Raw genomic sequence first — 23,787 nt, forward strand, 5'->3', positions numbered from 1 at the left:
CGGAAATCGGCTATTGTTGCCGCCTGTCTTTGCGATCAGGCTGTTGGTCGGTACCGCGCGCCTGCGGCTCGCTCTCGCTGTCTGCGCCGCTCGGGGCAGACCGGCTCTGCCCGTCGCCGCCGCCGTAGCCGACGACCTCTACGATGAAGATCGACGCCCGATCCCGGTTGCCGGAAGCGGAAGGCGTTTCGGCGGATTTGGCGGCGGCGCCCGCGGCGTTCGAACCCGCGGTCAACGCGCCGACATTGGGGACCGAGATCATCGGAATTCCGGTCGTAGCACCGGCCACGCTGACGTTGCTGGCATTGGCGACAACCGGAGCGATCACCACCAGGTTGTCCGAAGACCGGGCTCCGGCGGTGCCGAAATCGATCTTGCCGCGCGGCGCCATCAGATAGACCGAGCTTTTCTTGGCGACCCGTGAGGCCTTCAAGGTGCCGATACCGGCGCCGGTGACGAAGCCGCCGAGATCGATCGTTTGATAGTCGTCCTGGTCGAACTCCACCTGCAACGCCGGCGCCGACAGCGTGGTCTTGGAGCCGCGCCCGGCGTCGAGGTCGCCGTTGGAGCTCCACATCAGCACGTCGCCGCCCTGGGTGGTGAGCACGCGGCTCGAATTCACCAACGCGCTCTGATCCGTGAAGATGTTGATGGCACCGCCGCCCAGCGTGAGGATGCCGAGATCGCGCAGCTTCAGGTTCTTGTTGGACTCGGCGGCGAGCGAGCCGACGATGACATTGCCGCCCGGCCCGAAGATCGAGATATCGCCGCCGAGCTTGGTCTGGATGGTGGAATGCAACAGATTGAGATCGCCGGTCCAGACCCGCTCGCTGGTGCCACTGATGCCGTCGCCGAGCGCGTTGGCGGTATAGCCAAGGCTGGCCGGAAACAGGGTGTTGATCACTTCGTAGCCGCGCTGGTGCTGCGTGACGCCCGCTTGCTCGCTGATCCCCACCGCCTTCAGCTCGGCGAAGAACACCTTGTCGACGAAGATCTGGCGCAGGTCCTGGCTCACCGGCGGGACCGCCAGCTTGTCGGCATTGGTGAACTTGTTCCAGGCGTCTTGCGTGCTGGTGGTGGCGATGCCGACGCGGGCGAGGAAGTCGCGCAGCTCGCCGAGGTAGTTGTATGCGACCTTGGCGGCGTTGGCGGGGTTGATATAGGTGTCGACCACAGCCTGGTAGTCGGCGCCGTATTTGGCGCCGAACAGCACGACGATGTCGGCGCCCTGGGCGGTGCCGGCCGCTTCCGTCAGCAGCGCATTGCGACGGGGATTCTCATAAGGACCGAGCAACGACGCATTGTAGATGCCGACAAATCCGGAATTGCCAACCGCTGTCATCGTCGCGTTGCCGACCGATGTGATGCCCTCCTGGACCCTCGCTGTCGATGCGAGATCATAGGCCGCGGGAAGGAACGGGCCGATATCCCCGCCCGCCTGCACCACGAAGAAGCCCGGTCCGGCCACCTGCAGGCCGCCGCCATTGTTGGTGCCGGTGTAATAGATGCTGCCGCCGGCCTCGATGGTGCTGACGTCGGTCTGGTAGATGTTCTGCACCACCAGGTTGAGATCGACGATGTCGCCTCCGGCATAGATCTTGGTCGGCCGGTTGATTTCGATGCGTTTGTAGGACGAGATCCTAATACCCGCGTTAGGGTTGGCTTCAACGTAGCCTCCGGTCGCGGTGATGTCTCCGGTCACCGCGTAGATCCGCGCGATCTGCGCCGAGCTGTAATCCTGCTGCGCCAGGGTCCCCTTGCTGAATGCGCCGTCATAGCCGTTGTTAGGTTGGAACGGATCGAAGGCGGTTTCGAGCAGCGCCGCGCCGGCGGAGATCGGGATTCCCCCGGAACTGCCGAAGGTGAGATCGACGTCGCCCTGCGCCAGCAACAGGAAGCTGCCATGCTCCGACGGGCTCAGCACGATACCAAACCCAGTTTTTCCACTGGTGATCAGGCTGCCTTTCAGCGCAAGCGCTTCGAAGCTCGCAGGATATAGGTTTTGCGTCGAGTAATCGATCGTGAGATCGCCGGTCGCGGCCACCAGCCGCACCTTGCTGTCCGGACCATAGCTATCGATGTGGAGGTATCCAGAAAGTTGCCAGCTAACTTCAAGTGGATTCGCCCAGCTCGGCGTCTGGAGGTGCAGCTCCGCAGGATTGATCACGCCGGCGATCGTGAGTGCGCCACCCGCCGTCATCGCGATCTGGCCGGTATCGACGGCGAGCAGCGGCACGTCGGCAAGCTTCAGCTTACTCGTCATCGTGCCGTTCTGGCCGACCGCCCCCCCGGCGATGATGCTGGCATGGCCGGAGCCTTCGTAGAACGCGCCGCCGAGAATGTCGCGCCCGGCCCGCACTAGCATGTTGCCGCTGCCGTAGAGGTGGGTGACCGGCGTGCTGGTCGCCGACAGGCCGCCGCTGACCCGGCCGGTGGTCGGCAGCGACACCGACACGTCGATCAGATCGCGCCCGGCGGTGACGGTGACATTGCCGCCGGCGCTGAGGATGCCCTGCTGGAAGCTGCCATATTGGATCCACCAGGCGGTCTGCGAGGCGATCTGGCTGCCGAGCGGCGCGAACACGCCCTGCCCGACCAGGCTAATCGAAAGCCCGCTGGCCTGCGTGGTGGCGGGCGACACACCGGCGTCGGACAACAGCCAAGGTTGATAATACTGCAAGGTCTTGTTGCCGCTACCGCTGTAGCCGATGATATCGCGTTGCGCCTCGACAGTGACATCGCCGCCTTGTTCGGGGAATGCCGCCGCCGTGGGCGGCCCGTAATACAGGAGACCTTCGCTGTAGCCATAGGCCAGCACCTTGGGCTCGTAGAAGCCCTCCGCATTGCCTGCGACGACGCTCGATGTGCCGCTGTAATTCGCATCGGCCAGCTTTGCACTGTTGACGCCGGCCGCGTAGATCACCCCAGGGGCCACCTTATCCCGCAGGATCACGTCTTGCGCCGCCGTGATTGCGATATTGCCGGTCCCGGTCCGCACCATGGTCGCAAGACTGACGTCGACGTTCTTGCTCGTATAGTTATTACCAGCGGGCGTATAAAACTCTGTCTGCGAATAGTTGGTGTGGTTGTCGATGATCACGTCGCCCTTGCCGCCTGCATTGGCGAGCGAAATCATGGCCGTGGGATTGGCGCTGGCGACGTCGGCGCCGGCAGTCAAGCTGTAGGACCAGGAGGATGGATCGGTCACCTGCTTGATGTTCGCCGCGCTGCAATCGACGGTGCAGACATTCAGCGAATTCGGGAACAGGTCCGCACCCGCGAGATCCTGGGCGGTCGGGCTGACCGAATTGGCGGCGTCTTTATAGGGAGCGATTGGAACCGCGCCACTCGAATATTTATTAAGGTAGTAGTAGTTTAAACTACCATGTTGTAATGAGCTAATTGCGTTAATCATTCTCGTGCTTTGCACGTAGGTATAGAGCCAGTTAACGTAGTCGGCGTCACTGTAATTCCCTGCCTGGAAAAACCCGTCGGAGATCGAGGCGTTGACGTTGACGTTCCGGACCGCGCGCAGCGTCAGCGCGCCGGCGTCGAGCCCGCCCCACGGCGTTGCCAGCCGGTAGATGAAGTTGACGTAGCCCGTCGCCGGATCGAAATAGTTGTACGTCACCGAGCCTGGTGTGGTGACGGTCTTCAGATTGCCGACCGCGCTCACCGCCGCCAGGTTCCAGTTGCTGGCCACCGTGATGTCGCCGGAATTCTTGCTGGTGCTGGTGTTGACCAGCTCGATGCCAGGCTGCACGTGCACGATGCTGGCGCCGAGTTGTCCGACCAGTCCGTTCTGCAGCCGGGCGAACAGGTTGCTGAAGCCATAGCTGCCGGTCAGGCCCACGCCCTGGATGCCGTTGCCCTCGACGAAATTGGCGAGCACGTCGGTATAGAGCAGCTGATGGTCTGCGTATGGCGAAATGGTGAGGACGGCGCTGTCCGCGGTGCCGGCAAAGACCTTGCTGGTGGCGAGCGGAAGGTAGTTCGAGCCGGGCACGAAGACGTTACTGGTCCCTTGCGGTTTCGTCGCCCCGGTCAGGCCGGTGGTCGTGGTCGTCGCCAACGCGACCGTGGTGGCGGTACAAGTGGCCGTCGGGCAACTGGTGGCGTCGGCCACTATTTTGGGCGCTATCGCGGCGGCCGTATAGCCTTTGGAAACTCCAAGAATGGTCACCGCAGCGCCCATGCTGACACTCGCGGTCGCCAGCGATGTCCCCACGCCGCCCTGTAAAGTCAGGCTCGCTTGGCTGCTGCTGACGTAACCTGAGCCGCCATCAACGGGGACGATCGCATAGACGTAAAGGCTACCGGAGACCACACTGCTGGTGTTGGTGATATCGACGAAAGTGCCCGTGAGGCAGGCTAGAGATGAACATAGCTTGATCGAAGATGGATTTAGATTAGTTATCGCGACATTCGATGGGTAAGTCGTAATCGTGACAGTGTACCTTCCGGGCGTCGTTGCGTCCGGCGCAATTTTTCCCCTCGCCATCATCACTCCGGCGCTGCTATAGAAGGCGACGTTGGTATAAGGTACCGCGCTTGAGGTGCTCAATGTCAGCGTGTTGTTTGTGTACCTCATCTGGAGATTGAAAGTTGCGCTACTTCCCTCGTTCGGCGCGGCGACGACAACGGTCGGCGCGGTGGTGTAACTACCGCCGTTGGTAACTTGAACGGAGGCGATCCGGAGGCTAGATCGATAGATGGCACCGGTGACGGGATCTATGACCTGGTAATAATTACCCACCAGGCTGCCATTGAGCGTCCCAATCGAGATATTCGGAACCGAGGTATATCCGGAGCCGCCGCTGTAGGTGAGTTTGACGCCACTCACCCCGGTCCAGACCCCGAAATCGATCGCCGCGCCAGAGGATGTCACCGCTCCCGCCGGATCGATATAGCCGTCCCACGTCACCGCGGTGCCGTCCTTGGTGGTGAGCTTGCTGCCATCGATGCCGCTGACATTGTTCGGGGTGGCTTCGGTATTGATGGTAATGAAGCCCTGGATGTAGACCGCGCGTGCGCCGCGGATGGTCGAGTCCAACCCGGCGATCTTGACGTCGTTGGCGCCGTCGAGCGGCGCCCGCAGCGTCACGGTGCCGCCGCTGAGTCCCCCCTTGGTGCCGCCGCTGACGTCGATCACCGATCCGGCCTGCAGGTCGATATAGCCGGCGGTGGAATTCTGCGATGGGTCGGCGTTGCCGCCGGCAGCCCAGGCGGTGCCGATCATCACGTCGCCGCCGCGCTCGTCGGCGTGGCTGGTCGTGGCGCTGATCCGGGCGGTGGATTTCAAAGTGACTCGGTTGTGGCCGAACAGGCCGACCTGCCCGCCTGCCTGCCATAGTCCGTCGGCGGTGTAGCCGGAGTAACCGTCGGCGTTGATCGTGCCGGCGATGGTGAGCTGGCCGAGCTGCTTTGAGGTGTCGGTATTGTCCCAGGTCGGGTCATCGGCCGTCAGCGAGACGGCATTGGCTTGCAGCGTGTGTCCCGCCTGCAATTCGAGATTGCCGGTCCGGGTCTGGATCTCGATGACTCCCGTGATCCCGCCGTCCAGCAAGGTGTCCGCGAGGCGGGTCAGATCGGCCGCGCCCTTGATGTCGAGATAAAACCGGCCGCCGAGACCGGGGCCGCCGCTGCCGCGCAGCGTGCCATGAAGCGTAGCGCCGCCGTTGAGCGCGGTGACGTCGATTTCGCCGGCGTAGCCCAAACCGTCCTGCGGCTGCGCCACGTCGATGACGCTGCCCGACGCCGTAACGACGTTGCCGGCGTCGGCCTTCAGCACCACCTTGCCGCCGGCGACATAGGTGTCGACGTCGATCAGAGTTTTCTTGTAGCCGCCGGCGGCGAGATAGGCGCCGGTCTGCAGCGTCACGTCGCCCGCCGTCGCGTCGAGCGTGATGGTGCCGGCCTGGGCCTGGATGGTGTTGCCGACGCTGATGCTCGCCGCGGTGATCGCAAAGACGCCGTTGGTCTCCGCGCTGTCGGTCGGACGATCGACCGCGCCGCTGCGCGGCGTGGTGTCGGCCAGGATGACGTTGCCGAGCGTGGTGATGCCGAAGCTCTTGGTGCCGCTCACGGTGGCGCTTGCGACCAGGATGGTCGGCGTGGTCACCGTGAAATCGACCTTGTCGGTCGCGGTGCCGAGCGTAAGCGCTCCGGAGCCGGCAACCAGTACGCGATCGCTGGCGAGCCAGTTCAGGCGAGCGTAGCCCAGAATTGCTTGTTTACCGCCGCCGCCGAGCACGATGTCGGCCGCCTCGAGCGTGAGCCCGAGATCACCGGCGGTCGAGGCCGAACCGGTCGAGGCGTCGGCACCGCTGTTGGCCAGGGTGATGGTGCCGCGTTTGGCGGAGACCTTGGCGGCGCCGCTGCTATCGCCCCGGGCCACCACGGCTGCGTCCAGCGTGAGCCGTTCCATCACCGCGCCGGCATCGAAATTGCCATAGACGCTGATGCCGCCGGTCAGCGCCCTGAGCGTCAGACCGTGCACGTCGCCGAACCGGCCGCTGTTCGCCGCCAAGATCAGGCTCTTGCCGCTGGCGGCCGGCGGGTTGGAGCCAATGGCAATGCTGTGCGCCGTCAGGTTGACCTGGTCGGCGTGCAGATCGTTGGTCTCCAGATTGATTGCGTTGGTCGCTGCGGTCGCCTGCAAAGTCAGGGTGTCGGTCGCAATCCTTGTGCCATTTTCAATCGAGACTCGACCGCTATCGCCGCCTTGCAGGGTGACCGTCCCGGTCACCGCACCTTCGACCGCGGCCGGCAGGCCGGTCACCTTCCCCTTGGTCACATCCGCGAACTGCAAGGTAAGTGCAGACACCGAAGCGCCCGCCGGTCCGGACAACACCAGATCGGGGTCGTTGCTGGCGGCGAACAGCGCGCCGAGCGGGTCCATGGCGCCGCCGCCATAGGCATAATAGGCCAGACTATTGAAGCCGGTGCTGGTTTGCGCAGCGAGGGCTGCCTGCAATTTAGCGAGATCGACCCCGGTGATCGCGGTTCCCGATGAAGCCACCGTTCCGCCCAAGGCCGTGGCGATCTGCTGCGCCGGGGTCGTGCCGGAATTGCTGGGGAAGTAGAACCTGCGTCCGTACCCGTTATGGACCGCGCCGGTGGTTTCGATGACGCTTCCGGCCTTGACCGTGACCACCCCGGTGCCGGCGATCGGCACATAGACCGGCAATTCGATCAGCACTGTATTTGCCGGATCGGAACCGACTTGCACCGATTGCCTGAGCCGTTGCCACTCCCCGGCGGTCTTGGCGACCAACAGGATTTCCGGCGCCGTGAACGTCTCGCCCTGGGTGTCGACCAGCACATTGGTCGCCCTTGCGGTGATCAGCGTCCCCGTCGTGGTGTCGCTGCGCAGGCCGCCGATCAGCACGCTCTCGAAGCCCTCGACCTGGGTGAGATCGAGGCCGACATAGCCGGCCGCAATGTCGTTGTTGACATATTGGGCGTGGCCGATCACCGCGAGTTGCGGCGCGCTGATGTCCAGTTCGCCGCCGCGCCCGGTGGTGCCGAGGCTGTCTTGTCCCGGCTGGGTCAGGGCGACGCCGGCGAGCAGGATCGACTGTTGCGCCAGGACCGCAAGGCGCCCGGCATCCATCGGCAGCCGTGGCACGAGACTGCCGTTCTTGGTCGCCAACGCTCTGTAGTAGCTGTTGGCGCTGCTCAGATTGTATTCGCTGTACTTCCGCCAGACCGCGCTGGTCTGCACCGCGAACAGGCTCTGGCCCGAGGATTGCGTCGCCGACGCGGTCGACTGCGTGGTGTAGCCGGTGACCAGCACGGTGCCGTCCGGCAGCGTGGTGCCTGATGCGACGTTGCGGCCGATATTGCTGCCGTAATAGACCACGCGCATCGCGCCCGGCAGGGTGGCGTAATGGGCGGGATAGAGCGTGTAGGTTCCGGCCGCAATGCCGTTGCCGCCGGCGATGGTGATCTGGGTGCCGACCAGCGGATCGGCGTCGCCGACCATGATGGTTTTGCCGGTGTCCAATGTGAGGGTGCGCAACGTGGTGAAATGGATATCGAACGCCGCGACCGCCGTGCTCTGCGACGGCACCAGCGCGTAGACCGTCTGTCCAAGCGTCGTTTTATTCAGCGTGTCGCGCGAGCCGCCATTGCCCTGAATCCATTCGATCGCCTGCAGGTCGCCGCCGCCGCGCAGGTCGATGGTCGAGCCGTCCGCGCGCACCACGTTGGCGCCGTCGAGCACCAGACCCTTGGTGGGCGGCTGCGACATCGGATCGAGATTGGCGTTGTAGTACCAGTTGGTGCCGTCCAAAGTCGCGCCGTAGGGCACCACCGTGTCGGCGAGCGTGACCGAGGTCAGGCTGCCGGGCTCAAGGGTGACGCTCTGGGTGATGATGCTCGAAACCGTGCTGTCGGTGTTGCCGAGCGTGATCTTGCCGAGCGGCGCGAACAGATTGCCCGCCTGCTCGATCGCGCTTGCGATCACCGTCATGCCGCCCCCGGCGGCCAGCGGAATGGCGGCGTCGCTGCCGGCCGGCGCCAGGAATTTCACCTTGCCCGGCGTCGTGATGGTGAAGTCGACCGCGGAAACCGGATAGATCCGCTGCGCCTTGAGCAGAACATCGCCCTTGGAATCCAGGCTGCCCGTGAAGCTGGAGGCGGCGGTCGATGCCCCCGTGCCAGTCGCAATCGTATTCGAGACTTTCCTAGTACCGAGGCGGATGTCGCCCGAACTGACGAAGTTGGCCTGCGCGAAACCCGATAGGCTGACCGCGCCAAAAATGTCGATGGCCTGGCCGCTGATGGTCAACGTGTTGCGGCCGGACGCCGCCGTGCCATTGCCGCCAGTGAGCAGCAGATAGGGCGCATCCAGCGTGACGGTGCTATTGTCCGTGGTCGTCGACGACGCGATCGTGCCGGCCGCAATGCGGAGCCCAGTTTGCACGTGCCAGTCCAGCGAACCCGAGATGGTCAGCGGGTTGAAGACCATGTTTGGCCTACCAGTGAACGTCCAGGGAATGTTGTAGGTGCTTCCGGCCACCTCATAGGTCCCGGCGACGACATTGCGCCCGGCCAGCCGGTTATACGCCGGCAGCTCATCGAACAGCCGGGCCGCGCCGCCAACAGCGGCGCCGCTGTAAAGGTAGATATTATCAAACGGCGCGAGCTGATCGGCGGAGACATAGAGCGACTGCGGAGCAGACAAATGAGCGTTGACGTCCGTCATATCCTGCCGCAGCAAGATGGAACCGCCGCCGAGAATGAAGGTGCCGTTGTTGGCGCGTAAATCGGCATGGACAATGCCGTCGGCGCCGAGATATCGACCGCCGGTGGCGACAAAGCTGCCGCCCCAGGCGAAGCCAGTGACGTCGGCGCTGATGGTGCCGGCGTCGCTCCACGACCACACCGACGTCGAAGTGCCGTGCCCGCCGGCGACCTCAACCAAGCCGGCGGCGCCGGAGACATCGACGATCGCTCCGCGATCGGCAACCAGATAGCCTGTGCCCGGAAGGCCATAGGTGTAGTAGAGATAGTGCTTTGTAACATCCGACGTATCGATGAGAACATTGATCGTTCTAAGGCCGGCCGCTTCGACCGTAAAACTGCCACCCGACAAATAGCTGCCGCCGGTCGAAGGCCCTTTCGGCTCGCCGAACCTGGAATTGGCGACGAAGATGCCCGACAGGTCGACCACCGCCTGCGGCCCGAGATAGGTCTTCAGCGCGTTGACCAGCACGGCGCCGCTGGGATCGACGATGCTGCCGAGAAATTGGACGCTTTTCGCCGCCGCATTGCGCAGCGGATCGGTGACTTTCAACAAGCCATCGATACCACCGAAGGCAATGGCGGATTTCGGGTCCGTCACGATCTTCGAGCCGGTGTCGAGCAGGATGTTGTCAGCCCTGAGCGTGAGGTTGACCGGCTTGCGCTGGTCGTCCGGAAGGGTCGCCAGTTGCGCCTGCTGGCCGAGCTTGGTGCCGGTCGCGGTGTCGCTGTAATCGGCGACGCTCGACAGGTTCTGCTGCTGCAGGGCCAGGCTGACGCCGGCCGAGACAATGATGTTGGCGGTGGCGCCGGTCCAGCCGTCCGCGAGCGACTCGATCGTATAGTCGCCGAACCCGCCGCCGGTGAGCAGCGCGACCGGCAGCGTAGTGGCCACGCCGTTGACGCGAATCGACGACGTCTCGCCGGGCTGCAGCGTCCCGCCGATCCGGATCGTATCGAAGGCGACCAGTCTCAGGCCGCCGTTGCTCTCAAATCCATAGCCGCGCAAACTGCCGTCGAGCTGAAGTACGGCTATAGTACCGGATTCGGGGAATTCGGGTACAGGACTACCACTCTCCCGTGGTCTCCAACTGTTTGACTGGACGATAGCAAGGGAAACACTACCGGCCTTGCCGGCCATTCCGCCACCGGCGACGGTTTTCGGCTTTCCTTGAGCCGATATATATCCGCCGCTCGACACATCGAGCACGCTGGTCTTGGCCAGCAAGATGCTGCCCGTGGTGTCAACCTGTTTCGAGTCAATAGCACTACTGTTCAGGTTCGTGCTAATCGAGATGGTGCCGCCGTTGATGAAGGCCGGCCCGGATGCATCCGTGCCGAAGCGGCCGGTGTCGTTGACGAAGCGGCCGCTGACGTCCAGCGTGCCTTCGACGAAGATATTCGCTGCCACCTTGGAATTATTAATCGGCGACGACTGGAACAGTCCACTAACATTATGGAGACCATAGTAATCGGTCTCGAGACTGATCGCGCCGCCCGCGGCCGAGACCGTGCCTGCGATATCGACGATGCCCGCAGCTTTGACCGAGAAGCTGCCGCCGGCCGCCAGCGACAGCGTGCTGCCGCTCGATACCACGAGGTCGTAGGCCGTGATCGCGAGCGTGCTCAGCCCGTAGCTCGACAGCGTGTCGGCCGACAGGGTGACGGAATACAGCGGATTCGCCGTGAAATTGTCCGAAGGCGCCGTGCCGATCTGCACATCCGAAGTCGTGGTCAGCGTCAGCGATCCCTGCAACGGCAGGCTGCCCGCCGCGATCTGCCGCTCGCCCGCCACCGAGCCGAAATACATCGCTCCCAGCGTCGGCGTCAGCGTCGTCACCGCGACGCCGCCGGCGTTGCGGCCCTCGGTATAGCCGGAGACATAGGTTTGCGTTCCGACGGACCAGGTTTCGGTGACGCCCCAGCGCGCATGGTCGACAGTGAACTGGCCGGCGAATCCGACATAGGTCATGTTCGGATCGGCGTTGGTCATGTTGTAGATGCGGCCGTCGATCCCGAGCAGCCGCGTCACCGGCACCACGCCGGGCAGGAATGTGACGCTGCCGCCGGCCACGTTGATCACCGCGCCGGTGGTCTGGACCGTGCCGGCAGATGCGCCAGTGCTCAGGCTGACCTGGCCGCCCACCGTCATCAGCTGGTAGATGCTCCGGCCGACCGCGTTGACATAGCCGCTGGCGTCCGCCAGCGGCGTGCCGACCCAGCTGGTGCCGTCGGCGCGGGTGCCGGAGGCGCGGATGTCGATCCACAAGGTCTTACCGTATAGCACGCCATCGCGCTGCAGCGGCATGTCGGCGAATTCGGCGCGCGGCTGGAACGAAATGAAATTGTAGCTCGCCGGCAGTTCGACATTCTGCAGCCCGGCGACGTCGATCGTCGCGCCGGGATTGAGCAGGATTGACACCCCGGCGTTGCTGCCATTGGAAGCAATGTTGCCTTGGGTGCCGCCCTGGGCGAACAGCGAGCCGATACCACTCCCAAGCGTCTTAACCGCCACCTGGGCCGACGGCGCCGAGACCAGCCCGCTTGATCCGAGCGTCATCTCACCCTTGGCGCTCAATTCGATATAGGCCGGCGTAAAGCTTTGCACCGTGCTGCCGCTGCTCGATCCGCTCGGCAGCGGATCGGCGCCGTCGTCGAATGGCAGGCTGGAGATCACGCCGTTCAGGGTGACGCTGGTGGCCGCGCGCAGCAGCACCATGCTGTTGCGGTCGATGCTGGTATCGACCGAGATCACGCCCTGAATGAGGGTGCCTGAGGCATCTCGCAGCGAGCCGCCGCCGGGATTGTTGATGGCGATTTTGTCGCCGTTCATGATCACGATGCCGCGCGAGGCCTCGATCAGGCCGTCATGGGTAACCGCGCCGGTCCCGGCCAAGTAGTTAAAACCGCCTTGAACCGTGGGGTACCCTGAGGAGTCATAAGCCGAACCGAACTGGGAAAGCATGAATTCGGTGCCACGGAATGTCAGCGCATTGCCGTCCGCATCGGTGCCCAGCACCGCGGTCGGCAGCGCTGAGTAGCCGTTCGGGATCAGATCGATGATGCGCGCCGCCACCATCCCGACCTCGCCGGTGGGCACGGTGAGCAGACCGGAATTGCTGACGTTCTTGCCGAATAGATAGATCGAGCCCGGCGAACCGAGCGCGGCAATGTCGGTGCGGATATTGGCGGTGATCGAGGCGCCGCGTTCGACCGTGACATCGCCGGGCAGGAATTTCGTTGCGGCGCCAACGCTCGCATCCGGATCCAGCACCGAGAAGGAATTCAGATTTCCGATGCCGGTGTTGAAAAAGTACTGGTCGCGCGCGGTGAGATCGGTGCCGAGTTTGCCGATGTCGAGGCTGGAGGCCACCAAAGTGTGGACGTTGACCTGCGCGCCGGCGCCGAAGACGATGCCGTTGCGGTTGATCAGATAGACCGCGCCGAGCGCGTTGATCTGGCCCAGGATCTTGCTCGGCGCCCCGGAGGGATCGAGCACCCGATTCAACGCGATCCAGTCCGACGCCCTCTGGTTGAAGTTCACCGTGGTCTTGGCGCCGACGTTGAACGTATCCCAGTAAAAAATCGCCTTGGCCTGGGTCTGGTTGATATCGACCGTGACCTGGGACCCGTTGCTGGTCTGCACCGGCAGATCGCCAGAGAGCGTCCAGGCGGTGGTGCCGGCCCTGATCCCGGCAGACGGATCGGCGGCGGTGCCGCCGAACGGCATCAGCCCCCCGGTGGCCAGGCCGTTCGCTACCGATGAGGACGAAGCCCGGGCCGCCGCGGCAGCGTCCGCCTGGAATTTTCGCGCCGCCGCCAGCGCCGCCGCGGCGCGGGCCAGCGCGGCCTGTGCCTGCGTCGCCGCTGCCGAGGCTTGCTGGGCCGCCGCCGCGACCGCCTGCTGCGCCGCCACTGTCGAGCCGACAGATCCGCCGGGGGTGAGGCCGCGCGCCGCGCCCGGATTGCTGCCGAGCATCAGCGCCAACAGGCTGACGCCGCCGAGTAGCGCAGCGTCGAGAGCCCGTCGCAAACGGCCAGAACGAATGAGTATTTCGCGATCGGCCATGCTGGCTCCTGATGCTTAAACCCGCCCCCTAGCGGGGCGCGGACGGTCGCAACCGCGCCCGGCATTTACCGATCGTTTGTTAACATTGGTATGAACGAATTATATCACGCGACCTCCGCGACGCCTCGTCGCACGCCTGTACACAGCCTTTTGCGGCGCACGGCGCCTCGCCCGCCGATGGTGGGGCGCTGCGTTCAGTCCGTCGTATTTGTCAGGCGTTATGGTGGATTAAGTTACCGTCGCCGACGCTCACATCGACCAACCGCCCGGTGATCGCGCGCAGCGCCCTAAGGCAGCCGCACCTTCTGAACCCGGTTAGCGGGCGGCGGTCGCGGACTAAGCACCGGCGGCTCAATGATTTGCGCGGCGTCGGTCGGCGCAGCCGACGCTGCACTCGGCCGCGGCGGCGGTGAATTCCGGCCGGGCGGATTTGGGCTATTCGCCGGCAAGGACGATGACGGCGGAGCCGCCACGTTCGCGCGGCCCGCTGGCGGCACGGCACCGGCCTTGCTCATGTCGGGCTGCGGCAAGTCCAGCACGGCGTTTTGCAAGCCCCGGCCCAACACCGCCTGTCGTGGCCGGACCGCGCGCAGCACCCAGCCTTTGTGAGTCTCGCCGATTTTCAGCCGCACCACGCTCTTGTCAGCCTGATTCACGAACAAGCCGATGCTTGCGACCCCTCCCCCAGCCACGGTTCCGACCAGCGACAATTGCGGCTGGTCGGGTTCAGCGGGCTTGGGCGGCGTCGCCGCCGGCGCGGGGGCCGGCTTGGCGACCACGGCCGGGCGGCGCGACGGCGCAAACAGCGGGCGCTCCCGGGTCGCGGTCAAGCGCGCCAGCGGGATCGCCCACAACGGATTGCCGACCGGCGCGCGCGCCGCAGCCGGGGTCGCCGGCTTCGGTATCGGTTTCGACGCCAACATCTCCTCATGAGCATCCGCGGTCAACGGCGCGGTCACCGCCAGCGTCTCGGCGTTGCTCAGTAGCAAACCGATCAGCACAATCACGGACCCGCGCACCGCCATTTCTAAGCCTGTCATTTTGCGCCGGCGGAAGCGCGCTCCCGGCCTAACGTCGATCGATCCGCGCAATCCCCGACGGTCGTTGATCGCACCCCACCCGCATCATCATGGCCGGGCTTAATCCCGGCCTCCACGTCCTTGATGTCGCGAGCCGCTCAGACGTGGATGCCCGGCACAGGACCGGGCATGACGAACGAAAGTTCACGGCTCTTGTACTTTTGCCGCGCGCCCGCATCATGAGCCGCAAGCAACGAGATTTTATGCTAACTGTCAATGTTATTCGTAATGTGACATCGGCCAGGCGTAATGACCGCGCGACAATGCAACACGACCGCCGAGCGTCCGACGCCGATGACTAAAACGCAATGTGCACCCGGCATTGCCGGGTGCACACGCTCACATTTTGTTCGTCGCTCGGCTGAAGATCCGCAATCGGATCATTTGGCGCCGGTCTTGCCGACGCAGCCGCCGACACCGGTGTAGTTCGGGCCGTTAGCCGTGTCATTCAAGAGTGCGTAGACCTCGGTACGCCATTGCGCCGGCAGCGGAGCGAAGCCGTTATTGTCGAGGATCGCCGTGGCGACAGCCCCGGCGTTATCGTTATAAAGATAGTCCAGGAAGGAGCGGAACTTGCCGAACGCGTCGTTCCCGGTGTGCTGCGCGTAGCACTGGTACATTTCGAACCAGGTGAAGCCGGAGATCGGGTACGCGCCCTCCACAACCGGGTTCGGAACCACGCCCTGCAGGCTCCACGCCAGCGGATTGGCGCGGCTGCTGGCGTTGAACTGCGGAATCGCGGACGCCATCGCGATCCGCGCGGTTTCCGCGGTCGGCGCCCGGAACTGACCGGTGCCGGCAGTGATATCCCATTGCGACTGGACGTTCGCCACCGGACTGCCGCCGACCCGGACCGGTGCCCAGTAATCGACCGACGCGTAGCCGATGGTGCCGTAGCCGCTGGGCAAGGTGGATCCTACCCGACTGGCGACCCCACCACTGCCGGACGCGCTGGCGAAGTGGCCACCGCCCGGATTCGCAACGGCGGTGCCGCATTGGTCGGTGGTGAACTGATCAGGCCAGTTGTTCTGGTTCGCACCGCGCGCCACCGGAAGCGGGCACGCGGAGGTGCCGGAGGAGCGGTCCGTCCACGGGAACGCGTAGGACACCACGGTGGTGTCGGTCTCGTTGTTCGGTCCGAACTCGAACTGGCACTGCGTCGCCAGCGCGTTGCTGAACAGGAAGGTGGTGCCGCTGCCGTCCGAGCGATGGACGAAAGTGATGTTGCCGGCGCCAAGAACGCCGCCGTTGTCTGCGGTCAGGATCGCATTATTCCACTGGGTGATGTGGCCCGACACGATGCCGCACAGCGCCTTGCGCGACAGGTTCAGACCGCCGGCAAGCGTGTTGAGCGGGTTGCCGGCGCCGTCCGTGCCATTGTACCCTAGCCCGACGGCGCCGATCAACGCAGGAATCTGGATTAGATTGCCGAAGGTGGCATTGTTGCCGCGCGCAGTCCACGCCGCAACGTCGGAGGACGTCACCACGTCATCGCTGCCGATGAACTGAACACCATCGTAATCGGCGAGGCTTTCAGCGATACTCGGATCGGTCCACGGAATCGAACTGGACGGCGCGCTGGCCTGGGTCGGATCGTTGGTCCGCAGCACCAATTTGCCGTTCCCCGACCCGGTGCCGGCGTAGAGGATCAAACCGCCGGTGCCGCTGTTGAGGACGCCACTGGCGCCGCTGTTAAAACCGGGACAGCTCGCAGCCTTGGCGAGAGGTCCGGGCTTGCCGGCACTGCCCTGCGCCTGGTCGAACAAACAATCGGCCAGCTGCCGATACGCGATCTGCGGAAACGTCGCGCCGACGCCGAACGCATAGGACTGCTGGGCGTTGGCGGATTCCGACGCGACGCCGACGCAGGCGAACGCAACCGAGCCCATGAGTAACGCCTTCAAGTTACACATCTCTGAGACCTCCTGGAAAGAACTGGGCGCCCGCCCCGCCGGTTTGGAAGTGCGTCGGCGCAGTTGTTACGGTACACATGTTATGTGATCACCTCATTGTTGTTTTGTGAACTATGTTCGACGTACGACAACAGCCGCCGCCCTCAGACGTCGCAAATTGCCGCATCAATTCGGGCGCTCTGACGATTCAAGTCTTCGTCAGCCGCCGTGACGCAGGCGCGGCAAGCGCGGCGCGTTACGATATTCGGTAAAATTTCGCGCCTATTTTATGATATGACACCACCACGCCGGATGGCGGGACGAGCGCGCCGCAGCTGGCGTCATCGGCGCACAACTTCGATAGAAGCCGCTCCCGCAAAGCGCGCCCGGCACTGCCGACGGTCGATCGGCAAGCTTTTGCGCGAGGTCACCGGTCCGTCGCGCCGATATCACACCGGTGTTACGTTCATTTTGTTAAGAAGCGGTCTGTCGAATTGGAGGATATTATGATGACTTCCATGCCCGCTCTCGGTATGGCAAAGGCCCGCGGCGCTGTGCGCGCCGGCGCTGCCGCCGTCTGCTTTTCGGTGTTGCTCGCCGCCACGGCGGGACACACGTCCGGCCAGTCGGCGCCCGCCGACCCGGTGATCGCCACCGTCAACGGCGCGCCCATTCATGAGAGCGATCTGCAGTTGGCGGACGAGATGATCGGCCGCAACCTGCCCGTTCAGGAGAAGCGTGAGCGGCGCGACGCGCTGCTCACATTAGTGATCGATTCAATGGTGCTCGCCCAAGTCGCCAAGGATCGAAAGATCGCCGATGAGGCGGATCTGCAACGTCGGGCCAGCTACGCGCGCAATCAGGGGCTGATGAACCATCTGCTCGAGGTGGTCGGTCAACAGGCGGTGACCGAAGATGCGGTGCGCAAGGCCTACCAGGAGGTTGTGGTGAAGCCGGCGACCGACCAGATCGAGCTGCATCTTCGCCACCTCGTGTTCAAGTTTCCGGATGCGAACGATGCGGCCGCGGCGAGCGCAACGGAGGTCAAGGCCAAGGCGGCGTTCGCGCGGATCGACAAGGGCGAAGATTTTGCGGCCGTCGCAGCGGATCTATCGGAAGATCCCGCCACCAAGGCCAGAGGCGGTGACTTCGACTGGCGCACGCGCCCGGAGATGGGAAAGGAATATGCCGACGTCGCCTTCGCGCTGAAGCCGGGAGAGGTGTCCGCGCCGATCAAGACCGCCTTCGGCTGGCACATCATCAAACTCGAGGAGCGGCGCCCACGCAAGCCGGTGGAATTTGAAAAGATCCGCGACCGGGTCGCGGCCATGGTTGCCAATGCGGCGCGGTTTGATCTGGTCGACAAGGCGCGCTCCGCGGCGACGATCGAGCGGTTCGACCGTGCTCAAGCGGCGCCAAACAAGCAGAGCAGCAACTAACCATCCGCGCAGTTGGGTATTGATCTACGCCCTGGGCAGGCCTTGCCCGGGGCATTTCCTTGAAACGGACGAGACAGTCCCGGATTGCACCCGTCGCGGTGTCGACCTCACGCAAGAAAATCCGTGCCGGTTCAATCGCCTCGGCTCCGTGCGCGCATCGCGGCCGCGGCCGTCATCGGCCGTCTTCGAACGATCCCGCCGCGGCCGGCGGATTCACGGCTGACGCCTGGACCGTATGCGATAGCTCAGACTAGCAAACACGATCATTTCGGACCTTGCCATTGTCCGGAGACCCCCAGCAGCACGCGCAGTTTTCCGGGATTCGTCGACCCGGAGGACGCCTGAATCACCAGTTCGTCGACAAACAGGAACGGCATTCCGGCCTCGAGATTGTACAGCAGCCGCTGCAAGGATGCGGGTTCGATCTCGAAACTCGACGTCGCCCTGATGGAGCCGGCCTTGGCGGCAGATCCCGCAAGGTCGAGCTGGGATGACAAGGTGTTGCCGTGCATCAGCTTTGTCGCGGCGGCCACGCGCTGCAGCAGCGCCGCCCCGGCGACCGATGCCGTGGCGCCTTCGAGGAAAGGTGAGCCGGCAGGAATGCTGACGTCGGGCCGGGCCGCCAGCGGCGGCGCCGGATGGCCGGTTTCAAGTCGGCTCAAAATCTCCGACGCCGTGGCGACGGCGTCGCGTCGCTGCAGCACCTCGACGACGCCGTCGATGCTGATGAACCCCAACACAATGATCAGCCCCAAATAGGCTGCGACCGCCGCGACAGGAAACCGAGCGAGCCCGCTTGCGATCCGATTGACATCGATCATGAGCCGAATCCGAAATGCGCTTTGAGCCTGGCCTCGATATGGAAACGCTCCCCCGGTTCGTTGGCGGCGCGGGTGGTCGGCGCGAAGAACACGGCACTGGAAAAATGGGGTGATTGCTCCAGGATCTGGATCAGCGATGGCGCGTTACGCGTGATACCGACCAGTTGCAGCTTGTTACCCTCAATGCGAACGTCCGTGGCATAGGTATCGTCGGGCAGCAGCGCGGACAGCGCCTCGATCGCCATCACGCTCGATGGCGTCGTCAGCTTGCGACGCGCCAGCAGCTCGATCGGGGTTGTCGCCGAGCCGATCTGGCTGCCGCGCAAGATGGCGCGGCGCTCCGCGATCCGTCGCTGAATCTGCTGCTGCTGGGTGTCGTAGGAGTCGCAGAGCAGTCCCGCCACCCCGCGCGACAGCACCGCCAGCACCGCGGCGGTCGCCAGTCCCGCCACCAAGGCGAGCCGCAGCCGGCCAAAACCCGTTCGACCGCCGGCCCGCTGGTTGTGGACCATCACCCGCTCCGCACCAAACGGCGCGGTCGAAACCTCGACGATGGCGGCCCCGCAATCGGAAAATTCTTGCGCAAGCGACACCACCGCCGCCCGCCCAGTCGCCACGATGGTGAGTTCGATCCGGTCGCCGGCGACGCCGCGCGGCGGCGTCCAGTGATAGACGGCTTCGCTTGCGGTCCACGGCGTCAGCCGATCGATCTGTGCGCGGATGATGCCGTTGAGAAACTCTACCGCCCGGCTCGGCAGATCAAGCTGGCGAAACACAAAGCGCGACGGTCGCAGCAGCACCTCGATCCGGCCGCCCCGGATCATGGCGGCCCACTCCGGGGACAACGATCGACAGATCTGGCCTTCGGCCGCCGCGATACGACAAGGCGGCATGTCACCACCCTTCCCCGGCTTTGCCGGCAGTTGCATCGTGAAGATGCCGGCGTCATCTTCCACCACCTCGATGCGGCGAACTGATTTCAGTTTCTCCAACGGCGCGCTCACCGTGCGGGCAACGGTTTCGATCCACAGCGAAAACGCCTTCGCGACAAGGCCCAGGCTGCTCATCGGCTTTGCTCCGGTCGTTGCGCCGCCATGCCCGGCTCGAGCTCGTCCCGCCATGCCAGCACGCGATAGGCCTCCCGCTCGCCAGCCTCCAGGATCATGATGACGGCCTCCGGCGTTCTTTGCCGGCCGTCGGCAAAGCCGATGCGCATACGGACGCGATAGGCCTCGCTTCCCGACACTGTTGCGCCTGGCTGCCTGCCGCCCAGCGCGCCGAGAATCACCGCAGGATCGGGCGGAAGAAGCTCCCGCTGACTGAGGAATGCGTCGAGCCGTCCTGGGGTCATGCCGGGGAGCGCGGCAACGACTTCAGGAGCGGCATCCAACACGTTGACCTCGGCGAGGCCGCTGAAGACCGTCACGAAGGCAAGTGCGCGTTCGACAATTGCCGGCGGCAGCCCCAGCACCAGCCAAAGCTCGTCGACGCTGTCGAACGGCGCGCGGCGGGGGCCATAGTTCAATCCAGCGGCGCGATACAACCGCTCCTCCGGGTCCGGCGCGTTCGGCTTCGGCGCGCTGCGCCAGGCAACCACCCGATCGGCAAATTGATCGGCGGCCCCGGTCTGCGCGCCGAGCGCCCTGAACAAGCCGGCGATCATCGCGCGCGGCGCCATGTTGAGGTTGATGCGTGCGGCCTCCGACATGAATTCCACGGTCGTGTTGCAATTGCCAAGTCTGAAGTTGAATCCACCGTGGGTCGGACGGTTGGCCGTCGCAGGGCCGGAGAGCCGATAGGCGGTCAACTCGATTCCCGCGCTCGCCGCCATCTGCGATTGTATCGCGGCGTCGAACGCCGCCAGCGCCGTGGCCGATTGCGCCACATAGGCCGATGCCACGCCGGCCAGCGCGGCAAGCGCCGCCAGCAGCCATAATGCGGCGACAACGATGAAGCCGTCGCACGACGAACCCGATTGTTGCTTCGTCGAATTGTTCGCTGTCATTGTCCCCCCGTCGCGCCGCCGGGTTGCGGCTGAGCATTTTCCTCGGCCGCCTCGCCGGCCGTTTCCGGTCGCGGCGCTCGCATTTCGATGTGAATCCTGGTCGCGGTGGAAATCAGCGTTCCGCGCTCGGAGTCATGGACATCAAAGCGAACCGCGCTCGGCAACTCGCCCGATGGCCGCCAGGCGCGCTTCCAATTGCCGTCGGCCCCGGCGTAGGCGAACGCGAGGTGCAGCGGCGGGCGCAGCAACACAACGGGATCTGCAAACGGAATCGGATCGACCTGCGGATCCCCGGTCGGCAGTGGAACGAAGGGAGCGCGCGTGCGGACCAGCGCCGGTCCGCGGCTGTCGGCGGTTTCGGCGATCTGCACGATCTCAAGTCCGGGACGGCCATTCGGACCCAACGCCGAACGTACAAAAACGACGGCAAACTCGGCGCCCCTGAACAGCGGGACGTTTCTCAAGCGACTCGCCGAAACATACTCGGCCGCCGATAGGTCGGCCACCAGGCGGTCGAGCACGATCGCCGCCTGCTCGTTGCGTTGGGCACGAACCAGACCACGATTCCAGTTCGGCAACCACTGCGCCGTCACCGTCGCCAGCGCACCCAGGATCAGTCCCATCAACGCGATGGCGACCAGCGCCTCAAACAGGGTGAAGCCGGCATCTTCCCGTTGCGCGCGAGCGAGCGGCCGGCTCATCTGAGCTCACTCCGGTTTTGCAGCCGAACGGTTTCCAGCGAAACCATAGCGCCCGACGGAGATTTCACGCGGAGTTCGACGCGCTGCGCAATAAATCGCGATCCCGGAACCGCGGCCGCGTCCAACAACGGCGACGCGCGCATCTGCCAGCGATAGCCCGATGTCTCGCCGGCAAGCTCATCCGGCAGAGCGTCGCCATAACGCGGGATCGTGTTCGCCACCATCCGCGCAATCTGCGCCAGCGTCACGTGCTGCTCGAGGTTGCGCACGCCGCGGGCGTTGGTCGCGACGAGCGATCCGATCGCCGCCAGCACAACCGCCACCAACGCCAGCGCGACCACCGCCTCGATCATCGTGAAGCCGTCTTCGCCGCGTTGCTCAGAACGTATCCTGCGCGACAATGTCGACGCCCCCCGTCAGCCAATTGACCCGCACCTCGTACCCGCTGCCGAACCGCGTCAGCCGTATCGTGCCGCCGCAGGACATTCCGCTGCCGAAGAAGCTGATCGACGACAGCGCCATGCGGCCGTTGCAGCGCTTCGGCAGTAGCGCATCGAAGTCGACGTCGTCCGGAACACGCACTACGCGATCAGTCGACCCGGACCTGACCATTCGCCCGGGCGCATCGACCACGGCGGCGACCGCACCGCGGCGCCAAAGCGCCGCGTTGCGGTCGGCCTTGAGCAGAGCTCCGAGTTCGACCGCATAGGCCAGCAATCGCGGCCGCGACGTCGTCGTCGGCGAACGCGGCAGCAGGATCGCCGCAAGCAACGCCACCATGGCAAGCACGCAGACCATCTCCAGCAGAGTGAATCCCGCCTCGGCGCTGTCGCCGTCAGTCCTGCGCCGAGGTGAGATCGCTCGCCGTCCCGGTCCCCCCCTCTTGTCCATCCGAACCGAACGAACGAATTTCGTAAGGCCCGTGTTCTGCGGGCTGTCTGTAAGCATAAGCGTTGCCCCATGGATCATTGGGAACGGTGGCTCCTTTGAGATAGGGCCCGTTCCAGGCCGACGTTCCGCTCACCGGGTGCACCAGCGCCGCCAGCCCCTCCGAGCTTGTCGGGAACCGTCCGGCATCGAGGTAGAACAAATCCATCGCGCTACTAAAGCTCTGGATCTGGATCTTCGCCGCCTTGACGCGCGACTCGCTCAGATAGTTGAGGACGCGCGGCCCGACCAACCCCATGATCATGCCGATGATGGTGATGACAACCAACATCTCAACCAGGGTGAACCCGGCCTGCCCTGTTCTGGCGCGACGTCCGGCGGTTGCTCGTGCAATGCTGTTTCGACCGTTCATCATGGTGCTTTCCCGTTCTTCATCCGACAACCTGGGTGACCGACAACAATGCGGTCATCACCGAAACAATCAGCCCGCCGACCACGACGCTGATCATGACAATGGCGGCCGGCCCGATGACCCCGACCAAGCGATCGAGCTGGCGCTGCAGCTTGGTCTCGTAGAATTCCGCGACGCGGGTAGCGAGCGTCGGCAGTTGCCCGGTTTCCTCGCCCAGCCGAAGCATGCGCACCGCCACCGGCGGTAGCATTGCTGCGTTGGTGAGCGCATCGCAGAGCTTGCCGCCGTGGCGGACCCGATCGGCCATCGCCGTCCAAACCGGGACGTTTCCGGTCTCCGACATGATGTCGGTCAGAATCCGCAGCGTCGCGGTCAGCGTCACGCCGCTGCCGAGCAGAATACCGAGATTGCGGCAGAACAAGGCGGTGCGGTGAAACTCGACCACCGAGTAAATCACCGGCAGCCGCGCCAATTGCGCGACCGTGCCGGCGCGAACGCCGGGTCTGCGCCATAGCAGCCAGCCGCCGATGATGATCCCAGCGGCGGTTGCGGCAACTTCGATGCCGTGGCCGCGCAGCAGATCCGACAGCGCCATGAACATCTCCATGACCGGATCGAGTTTCGCGTTGAAGTCGCGCAGCACCGACGAAAACTGCGGCAACACGAAACAGACAAAGAAGATCAGCACGCCGCCGGCCGCCAGCAACACGAAGGCCGGATACTGCAACGCGTCGGTCACTTTCCGGCGCAGCGCTTCGGCGCGATTACGCTCGGTGCCAAGCGTCTCCAGGATGCGGTCGAGCGTCCCGGACATCTCTCCGACCCGGATCAATGCAACGTACATCGCTGGGAACTGCGCCGGATGACGTTCCAGCGCTTCGGCAAAACTCTCGCCGGAAAGAATCGCCGTTCTAATCTTCAGCACCACCGGGCGCAGCCGGCCGACGTCCATGTCATTGGCCAACAATTCGAGGGCATCGTTGAGCCGGGCCCCCGCCTTGATCAGCAGAGCGAGATCCCGCGTCAAGACCGTGACGTCCTCGGGGCGCGGGTTCGACAACGACCCCAGCTGCAACGACCAGCCGCTCGCCGCATTGTCCAAGACCATATCGATGGCGACCAGACCGAGATACTCGATCCGTTGCGACACCTCTCCCAGACTCGCCGCGCAAATCGACCCCGAGACGATCTCGCCAGTCTGGGTCAGCGCGCGGTAGCGGAAATTCGGCATC

12 protein-coding genes are annotated in these 23,787 nt (G+C 64.5%); 1 reads left to right on the forward strand and 11 read right to left on the reverse strand.

Annotated features, from left to right (window positions below; all coding sequences use genetic code 11):
- Positions 1-10 precede the first annotated feature (10 nt).
- From RPC_RS15015 to RPC_RS15025, 3 genes are all read right to left on the reverse strand, one after another.
- Complete coding sequence (locus RPC_RS15015; protein WP_011473437.1) at positions 11-13,318, reverse strand: filamentous haemagglutinin family protein; 13,308 nt, start codon at positions 13,316-13,318, stop codon at positions 11-13.
- 287 nt (positions 13,319-13,605) lie between these two features.
- On the reverse strand, positions 13,606-14,325 hold the full coding sequence (locus RPC_RS15020; RefSeq protein WP_167532078.1) for a hypothetical protein: 720 nt from the start codon (positions 14,323-14,325) through the stop codon (positions 13,606-13,608).
- Positions 14,326-14,777: 452 nt separating this feature from the next.
- Positions 14,778-16,286 (reverse strand): substrate-binding domain-containing protein, encoded by a 1,509-nt coding sequence (locus RPC_RS15025; protein ID WP_415914716.1) that lies wholly within the window; start codon positions 16,284-16,286, stop codon positions 14,778-14,780.
- A 509-nt stretch (positions 16,287-16,795) separates the two neighbouring features.
- On the opposite strand from RPC_RS15025, the gene RPC_RS15030 reads away from it, so the two are divergent.
- Positions 16,796-17,728: a peptidylprolyl isomerase gene (locus RPC_RS15030; protein ID WP_011473440.1), complete on the forward strand. Its 933-nt coding sequence runs from the start codon at positions 16,796-16,798 to the stop codon at positions 17,726-17,728.
- 263 nt (positions 17,729-17,991) lie between these two features.
- On the opposite strand, the gene gspM is transcribed toward RPC_RS15030, so the two are convergent.
- The 8 genes from gspM to RPC_RS15070 form a co-directional block, all read right to left on the reverse strand.
- Positions 17,992-18,549, reverse strand: coding sequence for a type II secretion system protein GspM (gene gspM / locus RPC_RS15035; RefSeq protein ID WP_011473441.1), 558 nt, complete (start codon positions 18,547-18,549; stop codon positions 17,992-17,994).
- On the reverse strand, positions 18,546-19,616 hold the full coding sequence (locus RPC_RS15040; RefSeq protein ID WP_011473442.1) for a PilN domain-containing protein: 1,071 nt from the start codon (positions 19,614-19,616) through the stop codon (positions 18,546-18,548). The genes gspM and RPC_RS15040 overlap by 4 nt, the downstream gene beginning before the upstream one ends.
- On the reverse strand, positions 19,613-20,449 hold the full coding sequence (locus RPC_RS15045) for a general secretion pathway protein GspK (protein ID WP_415914717.1): 837 nt from the start codon (positions 20,447-20,449) through the stop codon (positions 19,613-19,615). The genes RPC_RS15040 and RPC_RS15045 overlap by 4 nt, the downstream gene beginning before the upstream one ends.
- A gap of 101 nt (positions 20,450-20,550) precedes the next feature.
- The gene (locus tag RPC_RS15050; RefSeq protein ID WP_011473444.1) at positions 20,551-21,255 is read right to left on the reverse strand and encodes a PulJ/GspJ family protein; all 705 of its coding nucleotides are present in this window, start codon (positions 21,253-21,255) and stop codon (positions 20,551-20,553) included.
- Complete coding sequence (locus tag RPC_RS15055) at positions 21,252-21,656, reverse strand: prepilin-type N-terminal cleavage/methylation domain-containing protein (RefSeq protein ID WP_011473445.1); 405 nt, start codon at positions 21,654-21,656, stop codon at positions 21,252-21,254. Before RPC_RS15055 ends, RPC_RS15050 begins: the two co-directional genes overlap by 4 nt.
- Positions 21,634-22,146, reverse strand: coding sequence for a prepilin-type N-terminal cleavage/methylation domain-containing protein (locus RPC_RS15060; protein WP_080507342.1), 513 nt, complete (start codon positions 22,144-22,146; stop codon positions 21,634-21,636). The genes RPC_RS15055 and RPC_RS15060 overlap by 23 nt, the downstream gene beginning before the upstream one ends.
- The gene (gene gspG / locus RPC_RS15065; protein WP_011473447.1) at positions 22,091-22,558 is read right to left on the reverse strand and encodes a type II secretion system major pseudopilin GspG; all 468 of its coding nucleotides are present in this window, start codon (positions 22,556-22,558) and stop codon (positions 22,091-22,093) included. The genes RPC_RS15060 and gspG overlap by 56 nt, the downstream gene beginning before the upstream one ends.
- Positions 22,559-22,574: 16 nt before the next feature.
- Positions 22,575-23,786 carry a type II secretion system F family protein gene (locus RPC_RS15070; protein ID WP_011473448.1) on the reverse strand — a complete coding sequence of 404 codons (1,212 nt, stop codon included), beginning with the start codon at positions 23,784-23,786 and terminating at the stop codon, positions 22,575-22,577.
- Position 23,787 lies beyond the last annotated feature (1 nt).

This window comes from Rhodopseudomonas palustris BisB18 (genome assembly GCF_000013745.1).
Taxonomy (GTDB): Bacteria; Pseudomonadota; Alphaproteobacteria; order Rhizobiales; family Xanthobacteraceae; genus Rhodopseudomonas_A; species Rhodopseudomonas_A palustris_F.

Excerpts from the sequence above, each read along its gene's own strand:
- RPC_RS15015 (WP_011473437.1), bottom strand. The coding sequence starts at position 13,318 with ATGGCCGATCGCGAAATACTCATTCGTTCTGGCCGTTTGCGACGGGCT.
- RPC_RS15025 (WP_415914716.1), bottom strand. The coding sequence starts at position 16,286 with ATGGGCTCGGTTGCGTTCGCCTGCGTCGGCGTCGCGTCGGAATCCGCC.
- RPC_RS15030 (WP_011473440.1), top strand. The coding sequence starts at position 16,796 with ATGATGACTTCCATGCCCGCTCTCGGTATGGCAAAGGCCCGCGGCGCT.
- gspM (WP_011473441.1), bottom strand. The coding sequence starts at position 18,549 with ATGATCGATGTCAATCGGATCGCAAGCGGGCTCGCTCGGTTTCCTGTC.
- RPC_RS15040 (WP_011473442.1), bottom strand. The coding sequence starts at position 19,616 with ATGAGCAGCCTGGGCCTTGTCGCGAAGGCGTTTTCGCTGTGGATCGAA.
- RPC_RS15050 (WP_011473444.1), bottom strand. The coding sequence starts at position 21,255 with ATGAGCCGGCCGCTCGCTCGCGCGCAACGGGAAGATGCCGGCTTCACC.
- RPC_RS15060 (WP_080507342.1), bottom strand. The coding sequence starts at position 22,146 with ATGGACAAGAGGGGGGGACCGGGACGGCGAGCGATCTCACCTCGGCGC.
- gspG (WP_011473447.1), bottom strand. The coding sequence starts at position 22,558 with ATGATGAACGGTCGAAACAGCATTGCACGAGCAACCGCCGGACGTCGC.
- RPC_RS15070 (WP_011473448.1), bottom strand. The coding sequence starts at position 23,786 with ATGCCGAATTTCCGCTACCGCGCGCTGACCCAGACTGGCGAGATCGTC.